The 7,716-nt window shown below is 73.7% G+C and carries 8 protein-coding genes and 1 pseudogene; 3 read left to right on the top strand and 6 right to left on the bottom strand.

Annotated features, from left to right (window positions below):
- Positions 1-64: 64 nt before the first annotated feature.
- From ACRYR9_RS19130 to ACRYR9_RS19115, 4 genes are read right to left on the bottom strand one after another with little or no spacing between them, the layout of a single operon-like run.
- A complete protein-coding gene (locus ACRYR9_RS19130) occupies positions 65-1,069 on the bottom strand; it encodes an inorganic phosphate transporter (RefSeq protein ID WP_432495216.1) in 1,005 nt (334 codons plus the stop codon).
- A gap of 4 nt (positions 1,070-1,073) precedes the next feature.
- A complete protein-coding gene (locus tag ACRYR9_RS19125) occupies positions 1,074-1,694 on the bottom strand; it encodes a DUF47 domain-containing protein (protein ID WP_432495218.1) in 621 nt (206 codons plus the stop codon).
- Between the two features lie 60 nt (positions 1,695-1,754).
- Positions 1,755-2,027: a hypothetical protein gene (locus tag ACRYR9_RS19120; RefSeq protein ID WP_432495220.1), complete on the bottom strand. Its 273-nt coding sequence runs from the start codon at positions 2,025-2,027 to the stop codon at positions 1,755-1,757.
- A 44-nt stretch (positions 2,028-2,071) separates the two neighbouring features.
- A complete protein-coding gene (locus tag ACRYR9_RS19115) occupies positions 2,072-3,793 on the bottom strand; it encodes a metallophosphoesterase family protein (RefSeq protein ID WP_432495222.1) in 1,722 nt (573 codons plus the stop codon).
- An 82-nt stretch (positions 3,794-3,875) separates the two neighbouring features.
- On the opposite strand from ACRYR9_RS19115, the gene ACRYR9_RS19110 reads away from it, so the two are divergent.
- The 3 genes from ACRYR9_RS19110 to ACRYR9_RS19100 all read left to right on the top strand — a co-directional run bounded on the left by ACRYR9_RS19110 (position 3,876) and on the right by ACRYR9_RS19100 (position 7,078).
- Positions 3,876-4,730 carry an SDR family oxidoreductase gene (locus tag ACRYR9_RS19110; RefSeq protein WP_432495224.1) on the top strand — a complete coding sequence of 285 codons (855 nt, stop codon included), beginning with the start codon at positions 3,876-3,878 and terminating at the stop codon, positions 4,728-4,730.
- A 174-nt stretch (positions 4,731-4,904) separates the two neighbouring features.
- Complete coding sequence (locus tag ACRYR9_RS19105) at positions 4,905-5,423, top strand: Fur family transcriptional regulator (protein ID WP_432495226.1); 519 nt, start codon at positions 4,905-4,907, stop codon at positions 5,421-5,423.
- Entirely contained in the window at positions 5,420-7,078 is a 1,659-nt protein-coding gene (locus tag ACRYR9_RS19100; RefSeq protein ID WP_432495228.1) for a catalase, read from the top strand. Before ACRYR9_RS19105 ends, ACRYR9_RS19100 begins: the two co-directional genes overlap by 4 nt.
- Positions 7,079-7,157: 79 nt before the next feature.
- Here ACRYR9_RS19100 and ACRYR9_RS19095 read toward each other — a convergent pair whose 3' ends face one another.
- On the bottom strand, positions 7,158-7,544 hold the full coding sequence (locus tag ACRYR9_RS19095; RefSeq protein WP_432495230.1) for a winged helix-turn-helix transcriptional regulator: 387 nt from the start codon (positions 7,542-7,544) through the stop codon (positions 7,158-7,160).
- Between the two features lie 69 nt (positions 7,545-7,613).
- Positions 7,614-7,716, bottom strand: a pseudogene (locus ACRYR9_RS19090) (IS5/IS1182 family transposase); the annotation flags it as partial.

The raw sequence follows: 7,716 nt of genomic DNA, 5'->3' as shown, positions 1-7,716 counted from the left end.
GGTCGCGTCCTTCCAAGGACGCGACCGGGCGCTTCGTCGTGCGGGCGGCGCGGACGCCGGGCGGTCAGGCGATCAGGCTCCCGAGCAGGTACAGGCCGGCGGCCAGGCCGGCGGCGGCGGGCGGGGTGAGCAACCACGCCACGACCATCGTCCGGGCCACCCCCCAGCGCACCGCCGACAGCCGCTTCGTGGCACCCACCCCGGTGATCGCGGAGGAGATGGTCTGGGTGGTGGAGACGGGGGCGTGGAAGCCGAGCGCGGCCACGTAGAGCACCATCGAGGAGACCGCCTCGGCGGTGAAGCCGCGGGCGGGGTCGAGGTGGATGAGCCGCCGCCCCAGCGTCCGCATGATCCGCCACCCCCCGGCGTAGGTGCCGGCGCTGATGACCACGGCGGCGCTGACCTTCACCCACCACGGGATCGAGAAGTCGTCGCCGTCGTGGTAGCCACCGGCGACCAGGGCCAGGACGATGACGCCCATCGTCTTCTGCGCGTCCTGCAGCCCGTGGCCCAGCGCCATCGCCGCGGCCGAGACGGTCTGCGCCACCCGGAAGCGGCGGTGCGCCGGCCCGGGGGCGGAGCGGCGCACCGCCCACAGCACCCCCAGCATCGCCAGGTAGGCGACGAGGAAGCCGGCCAGGGGCGAGACGACCATGGGGATGGCGACCTTGTGGAGGACGACCTCCCAGTGGACGGTGGCGTGGGTGACGATCCCGACGCCGGCGAGCGCACCGATGAGGGCGTGCGAGGCGGACGTCGGCAGCCCGCCCCACCAGGTGAGCAGCTGCCAGCCCACGGCGCCGACGAGCGCGGCCAGGATGAGCCAGAGGGCGTCCGCGCCCATCCCGACGTCGATGATCCCGTCGCCGATGGTCTCGGCGACGCCGGTGCCGAGGAAGGCGCCGACGAGGTTGCACAGGGCCGCCAGGGTCACGGCCACCCGCGGGGTCAGCGCCCGGGTCGAGACGGAGGTGGCGACGGCGTTGGCGGCGTCGTGGAAGCCGTTGGTGAAGTCGAAGACGAGCGCCACCACGACGACCACGACGACCAGGACGAGGACGGGCTCCACCGGGTCAGGACTCCTTGACCGCGATGATCTCCACGGTGTGGGCGACGTCCTCGAAGGCGTCCGCGATGTTCTCCAGAGTCTCCACGACCTCCTTGAGCTTCATGATCGTGATGGCGTCGTGCTCCCCGCCGAAGATGGTGCCGAGGAGGTCGCGGTGGATCTGGTCGGCCTGGTTCTCCAGGCGGTTGATCTCCACCCAGTAGTCCGCCAGCTCGCCCGGGGCGCGCAGCCGGGGCAGCGCTTCGCGGGTCAGCTCCGCCTGCCGGGTGATGATCTGCACGAGGTCGCTCACCGCGGGCGGCAGGGTGCCCACCCGGTAGATGACGATGAGGTCCACGGCGGCGTGCATGAGGTCCAGGCAGTCGTCCAGCCGGGAGGTCAGGCGGTGGATGTCCTCGCGGTCGAAGGGGGTCACGAAGGAGGAGGTGAGCCTGCTCAGCACCGCGTGGGCGGCCTCGTCACCGGCGTGCTCGACCTCTTCCATGCGGCGGGCCAGGTCCACCCGGCGCACCTGGTCGCTGCCCAGGAACTCGGTCAGGACGGCGGTGGCCTCCACGAGGATGTCGCCCGTTCGGGCGAACAGCTCGAAGAAGCCGTCGTCCCGGGGGGTGAGTCGAAAGCGCACTGGGGCTCCGCAGACGGTGGGTGCTCGGTCGGGCCGGCGGCGCTCGACCCGCAGCGGACTCTAGGCGGTGGGCGCACCGCCCCCGACACCGAGCCCGTCGTGCGGTGCGGCTGCCGCGCCGGGAACGGCGTCGTCCACGCCGAGCACCCGGTCGAGGTCGCTGTGGGCCAGCGGGCCGTCGCTCTCCGACGCGGCGACGACGACGTCGGCGTACAGCTCGATCTCCTCGGCGAGCGCGTCGTCGGCGAGGGGGCCGGCGACCGGGTCCGGCGCGGTGCCGGCCGGCACGAGGGTCTCCGGCGCGGTGCCGGCCGGGTCGGGGTGCGGGGTCATGGTGGCGCCCACGGTACGCGCGCGGCGCGGCGCGCGAGCCGCGTTCACGGCACCGGTGGCGCGGTCGCAGCGGCGGTGGGCGTGGTGGTGGCAGGGGCCGTGGGCGTGGCGGCGGCAGGGGAGGTGGCGGTGCGCGTGGCGGTGGCGGTGGGCGTGGCGGTCGGCGGGACCAGCGGCGGGCGGTCCTCGTCGGTGAGGACCGTGCGCTGCAGGCTGACCTCGGCCAGGCCGAGACCCCCGACGGTCACCTCGTCGTAGGCCAGGAGCTCGTCGTCCGCGTCGAAGTAGAGCAGCGTCGCCGACAGCGGCAGGGGTGCGCCGTCCGCGAGGCGGTCCAGCCCGGCCGAGGTGATGCCCGCACCCCCCGTCGTGCCCTCCACCATGACCCGGGTGCCGGAGTCGTCGAGCGTGACGCTGCGCTTGTGCAGATGCCCGGCCAGCACGAGCGGCACGCGGCCCATCAGCGGTTCCAGGCCGCTGGGGTCGTGCACCAGGGCCACGTCCACGGGGTCGTCGGGGTGGGCCGACTCCCACTGCTCGATGCCGGCGGCGAGCACCTCGTTGGACTCGCGCTGCACCTCCTCCGCGGTGCCCGAGGCGGTGCTGCCCTCCCCCTCCGGGGTGAAGACGGGGTCGCCCTTGCCGGCGAAGCGCAGCCCGGCGACCTCGGCGGTCTGCCCGTCGTCGAGCACGACGGCGCCGGGCTGGGCGGCGACGGCGGCCTGGGTCTGCATCGAGTCGTGGTTGCCGCGCACGAAGACGTACGGCACGCCGAGGCCGCCGATGCGGTTCAGGAACGAGGACTCCACCGCGGAGCCCAGGGTGGTGACGTCGCCGGTGTCCACCACCGCCTGCACGTCGAACTGCTCGATGAGGTCCTCCACCAGGTCGAAGCCGAGCGGGTTCAGGTGCAGGTCGGAGATGTGCAGGACGGTCGTGACGCCCTCCCCCGCACCGGCGCCGGTCTGCCCGTCGCCGAGGGCGGGCAGCCCGGCGCTGACGGCGTACAGGGTGCTGACGCTGCGCACGATGTCGGACAGCCCGCTGCGGTACGACTCCAGGCGCTCGAGCGCCTCCTGGGTGCTGGTGGCGAGGTACGGCGCGCGCGAGAGCAGGCCGGTGAAGCGCGGCTGCTGCAGGGCGGCGGCGTCGAAGGTGGCGGCGGTGGCGCCGCCGGTGGCCAGCAGCGCCGCGAGGCAGGCCGCACCGGCCTGCAGGGTGCGGCCGCGGGTGCGGTACACGACGAGCCCGGCGAGCACTGCGCCGCCGATCCCGCAGGCGGCGCTGTAGGCGGTGGCGCGGACGGTGGCGGCGCGCACGGTGTCGGCGGCGGTCAGCTCCAGCGCGAGCAGCTGCTGCGGGGAGCGCACGAGGCGGGTGGCGGCGTCCAGGTCGACCGCCTCGATGCCCGCGGCGACCTCGACGGGGGCGCCGTGGGTGTCGAAGGTGACCTCGCCGACGGGAGGCAGCTCGACCGCCACCCCCGGGGAGAGGCTGGGGTGCACGCGCACCTCGACCTCCAGCGGGCCCACCCAGGTCTCGTGGCCGGGGGCCAGCGCGAAGCCGATCCCGGCGCCGACGGCCGCCACCAGCAGCACGCCCAGCCAGCCCAGCACGCGCCCCAGCGCCCGCAGCGCGCGGGGCGGCAGGGCGCGCCGCGCACGGCTGCGGCGCCACCAGGGGGGGCGGGCGGGCACGGCGCCCCGGGCGCCGGACCCGCGCAGGTCGCGGTGCGCGGTGCGCGGTGCGCTGTCGTCGGAAGCCATCAGGGGGATCTTCGCGCAGACCGCGCCGTCCTGCCGGGTGCACGGGTGCATCCACGCGGTGCCGAGCGGGTACGGGGAGGGCATGAGCGAACAGAGCACTGCTGCGAACGGCGGGTTCCGCGACCTGCGCAGCCGCGAGCCCGCCGGCAGCCCCGGCCCGGCGATCGTCACGGGCTCGGAGTCCGGCATCGGGCGGGCCATCGCCGTCGAGCTGGCCCGGCGCGGCCACGACGTCGGCGTGACGTGGTTCCGCGACGAGGAGCAGGGCCGGCGCACCGCCGAGGAGGTCCGGGCGCTGGGCCGGCGCGCCGAGCTGCGCCACCTGGACCTGCGGGAGCTGCCGGCGGCCGCGGACGTCGTGGACGAGCTGGCCGAGGCCCTGGGCGGGGTGGAGGTCCTGGTCAACGACGCCGGCACGGGCACCTCGACGCCGCTGCTGGAGCTGTCCTTCGAGGACTGGCGCGAGGTCCTGGCCACCGACCTGGACGGGGCGTTCCTGTGCCTGCAGCGGGCGGCGCGGCGGATGGTCGCCGCCGGGCGCGGCGGGCGCATCGTCAACATCACCAGCGTGCACGAGCACCAGCCGCGGGTGGGGGCGGCGCCGTACTGCGCGGCCAAGGGCGGCCTGGGTCTGCTGACGCGCACGGCGGCGATCGAGCTGGCCGAGCACGGGATCACGGTCAACGCGGTGGCGCCGGGCGAGATCGCCACGCCGATGACGGGCCAGGAGGACCAGGACCCGCACACCGAGGAACGGCCGGGGGTGCCGATGCGCCGTCCGGGTGACGCGCGGGAGATCGCGGCGGTGGTGGCGCTGCTGTGCTCGCCGGAGGGCTCGTACGTCACGGGGGCGTCGTACGCCGTGGACGGCGGGATGCTGCAGATGGGCCCCATGGCCGGTTCGCACCTGACCTCCGACGACTGGCGCCGCCCCTGACCCCACCCTCCACCCGCCCCTCCCCCGACCCCACCGCTCCTGCGGTGATCTTGCACGCTTGAAGACTCAACCGTGCAAGATCACCACAGGAGGGACGGGTGGAGGCGAGTGGGACTGGGCGAGGTAGGTGACCCTTTCTTGACTCGTTCCAGACTGGACTGGTGTGATCGAGCCGTGCCCGACCCCACGACGAGCCCGGCGGTGACCGCCGCCGAGGACCGCCTGCGCTCCCGCGGCCTGCGGGCGACCCGCCCGCGCGCCGTCGTGCTGCAGGTGCTCGACGACGCGGCCGCCACCGCCGAGCACCTCCCGGTGGCCCAGGTCGTCACCCGCGCCCGCGCGGCGCTGCCGGCGGTGTCCACCCAGGCCGTCTACGACTGCCTCGACGCCCTCACCCGCGCGGGCCTGGCCCGGCGCATCGAGCCGGCCGGTCACCCGGCCCGGTACGAGGCGCGGGTGGGCGACAACCACCACCACCTGGTGTGCCGCGAGTGCGGCCGCACCGTCGACGTGGACTGCACCGTCGGCCCCTCCCCCTGCCTCGCCCCCTCCGACACCGCGGGTTTCGCGGTCGACGAGGCCGAGGTGGTCTTCTGGGGACGCTGCCCCGACTGCCGGGCCGCCCAGGCGGGCCCCGGATCCCTGAGAACCACCGCCGACCAGCGGAAGAACCCACGAGAGGAAGCGCGATGACCGACGTCGCCAGCCAGCCGTCCGCCCCGGGTGACGACCGCCCGGTCCTGACCAACCGTCAGGGCCACCCGGTCTACGACAACCAGAACCAGCGCACCGTCGGGGCCCGCGGCCCGGCCACGCTGGAGAACTACCAGTTCCTGGAGAAGATCAGCCACTTCGACCGCGAGCGGATCCCCGAGCGCGTCGTGCACGCGCGCGGCACCACCGCGTACGGCTACTTCGAGGCGTACGGCTCCCTCGGTGACGAGCCGATCTCCAAGTACACCCGTGCCAAGCTGTTCCAGGAGAAGGGCAAGCGCACCGACCTGGCGATCCGCTTCTCCACCGTCGCCGGCGGGCGCGACTCCTCCGAGTCCGCGCGCGACCCGCGCGGTTTCGCGGTGAAGATGTACACCGAGGACGGCAACTGGGACCTCGTCGGCAACAACCTGGGTGTCTTCTTCATCCGCGACGCGATCAAGTTCCCCGACTTCATCCACTCGCAGAAGCCGGACCCGGTGACCTTCGAGGCGAGCGTCGCGCAGCGCGCGTTCGACTTCTTCAGCCAGACCCCCGAGGCCATGCACATGGTCACGCTGGTCTTCAGCCCCCGCGGCACCCCGGCGTCCTACCGCTTCATGCAGGGCTTCGGCGTGAACACCTACAAGTGGGTCAACGCGCAGGGCGAGACCGTGCTCGTGAAGTACCACTGGCTGCCGAAGCAGGGCGTGAAGTCGTGGACCGCGGCCGACGCCGCCGCCGTGCAGGCGCAGACGCTGGGCGCCCACACCAAGGACCTCTACGACGCGATCGAGGCCGGCGACTTCCCCGAGTGGGAGCTGCACGTGCAGATCATGGAGGACCACGACCACCCGGAGCTGGACTTCGACCCGCTGGACGACACCAAGGTGTGGCCGGAGGAGGTCTTCCCGCTGCGCCCGGTCGGCAAGATGGTCCTGAACCGCAACGTCACCGACAACTTCGCCGAGAACGAGCAGATCTCCTTCGGCACCGGCGTGCTGGTGGACGGCCTGGACTTCTCCGACGACAAGATGCTCGTCGGCCGGACGTTCTCCTACTCCGACACCCAGCGGTACCGCGTCGGCCCGAACTACCTGCAGCTGCCGGTGAACCGCCCCAAGGTGCCGGTGCGCACGAACCAGCAGGGCGGGCCGATGTCGTACGGCCGCGACGAGGTGGGTTCCAACCCGCACGTGAACTACGAGCCGTCCATCACCGGGGGCCTGCAGGAGGCCACCTACCCGACGCACGACGAGCAGGGCCCGGTCATCACCGGCCGCGTGACCCGCAAGCGCATCCCGCGCACCAACGACTACAAGCAGGCCGGCGAGCGCTACCTGCTGTCGCAGCAGTGGGAGAAGGACGACCTGGTGAAGAACCTCGTCGACGCGCTGAAGCAGTGCGACCGCGAGATCCAGGAGCGCATGGTCTGGCACTTCCTCATGTGCGAGGACGAGTACGGCCTGCGCGTGGGCGAGGGCCTGGGCATCACCCCGGACGACGTGCGGCACCTGCCGCCGCTGGCGTCGCAGACCCTGAGCGAGGAGGAGCAGGCCCGCCTGGCCAACCTCGGCAAGAACGGGACCCGCGACGTGTCGGGCCTGACGATGACGCACTGCGTGCCCAACGAGCACGTCGCCGTCGCCGGCTGACCGCGGCGCGCGTGACCACGGCACGCGCCTGACGCGACGGGCGCCGTCCCCCTCGGGGGCGGCGCCCGTCCGCGTGCGCTCACCGCGCGGGGTCGTGGGCCTCCCTGGCCGCCTGGACCTGGCCGGCGGACGCCTCGAGCAGGTCGGCGAGCGCCCGCAGCCCGCGCGCGACGGCCGCCCCGAGCGGGGTGAGCGCGTACTCCACCCGCGGGGGGATGGCCGTGACGACCTCGCGGGTGAGCATCCCGTCCCGCTCGAGGGTCTGCAGCGTCTGCGACAGCATCTTCTCGCTGACGCCCTCGACCTTGCGGCGCAAGGCGTTGAAGCGGTAGCCGCCCTCCCCCAGGGCCAGCAGGACGAGCGAGGCCCACCTGCTCGTGACGTCCTCGAAGGCCGCGCGAGAGGTGCAGCCGCGGGCGAAGACGTCCACGACGAGCTCCTGCGCCGGCTCCGAGGGCTGCGTCATGCCCCGATGGTAGGCAGCGGTGGAAGAACAGGCACTTCCTCCCGGTTAGAGCGACCGGCAGTAGGCACGTCACTTGAGCCGGCGGGTGGTGGGGCGCCCGGGCCAGCGGTAGCGGTCACGGGCCTCGTTGATGAGGCGTCGTAGGACGGTGAGGGCGGCGGCGAGGTGGGTG

The sequence above is a fragment of the Kineococcus auxinigenes genome, from assembly GCF_050871525.1.
Taxonomy (GTDB): Bacteria; Actinomycetota; Actinomycetes; order Actinomycetales; family Kineococcaceae; genus Kineococcus.
Note: the sequence above shows the minus strand (reverse complement) of the source record. Positions and strands in the feature narration are given on the sequence as shown.

What these genes read in the sequence shown, in the direction of transcription:
- ACRYR9_RS19120 (WP_432495220.1), bottom strand. Translation starts at nt 2,027, where the DNA reads ATGACCCCGCACCCCGACCCGGCCGGCACCGCGCCGGAGACCCTCGTG.
- ACRYR9_RS19115 (WP_432495222.1), bottom strand. Translation starts at nt 3,793, where the DNA reads ATGGCTTCCGACGACAGCGCACCGCGCACCGCGCACCGCGACCTGCGC.
- ACRYR9_RS19110 (WP_432495224.1), top strand. Translation starts at nt 3,876, where the DNA reads ATGAGCGAACAGAGCACTGCTGCGAACGGCGGGTTCCGCGACCTGCGC.
- ACRYR9_RS19100 (WP_432495228.1), top strand. Translation starts at nt 5,420, where the DNA reads ATGACCGACGTCGCCAGCCAGCCGTCCGCCCCGGGTGACGACCGCCCG.
- ACRYR9_RS19095 (WP_432495230.1), bottom strand. Translation starts at nt 7,544, where the DNA reads ATGACGCAGCCCTCGGAGCCGGCGCAGGAGCTCGTCGTGGACGTCTTC.